The following is a 1,813-nucleotide window of genomic DNA, read 5'->3' on the forward strand; positions in this document are numbered from 1 at the left end:
GGGGGTATGTCGAGTTTTGCACACGCAAGGGATGCAGGGGGCACGCGCTCGGCGGGGTGGGCGACATCGACCAGATGATGAGCCTGATGAACAAGATGTTCGAGACTCCGTACGACTGAGGCCGTGGCCAGAGGGGAGGAGCGGGAGATGGGTGAGCACAGACGGCTTGACTTCAAGAACCTCCACTACGTCGGAATGGCGGGGATCTTGATCCCGGCGCTTCAGAAGGCGCAGGCGAAGGACGGCTACATCACGAGGGAGGAGATCGACCGGATCCACCGAGAGCACGGGATTCCCCTGGCCCAGATCTACGGGGTCGCGACCTTCTACTCGCAGTTTCGTCTCCACCCGGTCGGCAAGCACATCATCCGGGTCTGCCACGGCACCGCCTGCCACGTGAGCGGAGCGAACGCGATCACGAAGGGGCTCGAGGATCACCTCGAGATCCAGACCGGCGAGACCACCGAGGACAAGTTCTTCACGCTCGAGACCGTCTCATGTCTCGGCTGCTGCAGCCTCGCTCCCGTCATCATGGTCGACAACAACACCCATGGGAATCTGAAGCCCGAGGAGATGAAGAAGATCCTGAAACCCTACCGCAAGGCCGCCGAAGAGGTCGCGCAATCATGAAGATCCTCGTTGGACTTGGAACATGCGGAATCGCCGCGGGAGCGGAGGAGACCTACAAGGCGCTCGCGGAAAAGCTGCCCCCGGCGGGGCGCCCGATCGAGCTCGGCAGGACCGGGTGCGTCGGGATGTGCTACCGGGAGCCCCTCGTAGAGGTCCGGGACGCGGAAGGCCGCCGCTTCCAGTACGGCAATCTCACCCGCGAGAAGGTCGACCGCCTCCTCGAGGAGCACATCGGCCGCGGGCAGGTGATCGAGGACTGGCTCGTCTGGAGCAGCGACGGGGCGGGGACGGAGACGGCCTACCTGGCCCGCCAAAACAGGATCGTCCTGCGCAACTGCGGCGACATCAATCCCGAGGAGGTCGATGACTACATAGACGCGGGCGGCTACAAGGCGATCGAGAAGGTCTTGAAGCAGGCCGATCCCGACGCGTTGATCAACCAGATCGTGGAGTCGGGCCTCCGCGGGCGCGGGGGCGCGGGATTCCTGACCGGCATGAAGTGGCGCTTCACGAGGATGGTCCCGGGCCAGAGGAAGTTCATCATTTGCAACGCGGACGAGGGCGACCCCGGGGCCTTCATGGACCGATCCGTTCTCGAAGGCGATCCGCACTCGGTCCTGGAGGGGATGGCGATCGCCGGCTACGCCATCGGAGCCCATGAAGGGTACATCTACGTGCGGGCCGAGTATCCGAAGGCGATCGAGCGCCTCAACATCGCCATCGCGCAGGCAGAGGCCAGGGGATTCCTGGGCGATGACATGCTCGGGACGCCCTTCTCCTTTCACGTCAAGCTGAAGGAGGGGGCGGGGGCCTTCGTCTGCGGCGAGGAAACCGCGCTCATCGCATCGATCGAGGGGCGCCGCGGCATGCCCCGCGTGCGTCCCCCCTTCCCCGCGACAAAGGGGCTCTGGGACTGCCCGACATCGATCAACAACGTCGAGACCTTCGCCAACGTCCCCTGGATCGTCGTCAACGGCGCGGAGGCGTTCAACTCCCTCGGGACCAAGAACAGCAAGGGGACGAAGGTCTTCGCGATGGCGGGCAAGGTCAAGCGCGGCGGACTCGTCGAGGTCCCGATGGGAATCTCGATCGCGGAGATCGTTTTCGGCATCTGCGGCGGGATCAAGGAGGATCGGAAGTTCAAGGCGGTGCAGATGGGCGGCCCATCGGGCGGCTGCATTCC

At 64.6% G+C, this 1,813-nt stretch carries 2 protein-coding genes; both read left to right on the forward strand.

Annotated elements, in window-relative coordinates:
- Nucleotides 1-147: 147 nt before the first annotated feature.
- On the forward strand, nt 148-630 hold the full coding sequence (nuoE, locus tag FJY88_14140) for an NADH-quinone oxidoreductase subunit NuoE (protein ID MBM3288467.1): 483 nt from the start codon (nt 148-150) through the stop codon (nt 628-630).
- On the forward strand, nt 627-1,813 hold a 1,187-nt coding region (locus FJY88_14145; GenBank protein ID MBM3288468.1), incomplete at its 3' end, for an NADH-quinone oxidoreductase subunit F. The genes nuoE and FJY88_14145, both read left to right, overlap by 4 nt.

Source organism: Candidatus Eisenbacteria bacterium, from assembly GCA_016867495.1.
Classification (GTDB): Bacteria; Eisenbacteria; RBG-16-71-46; order CAIMUX01; family VGJL01; genus VGJL01.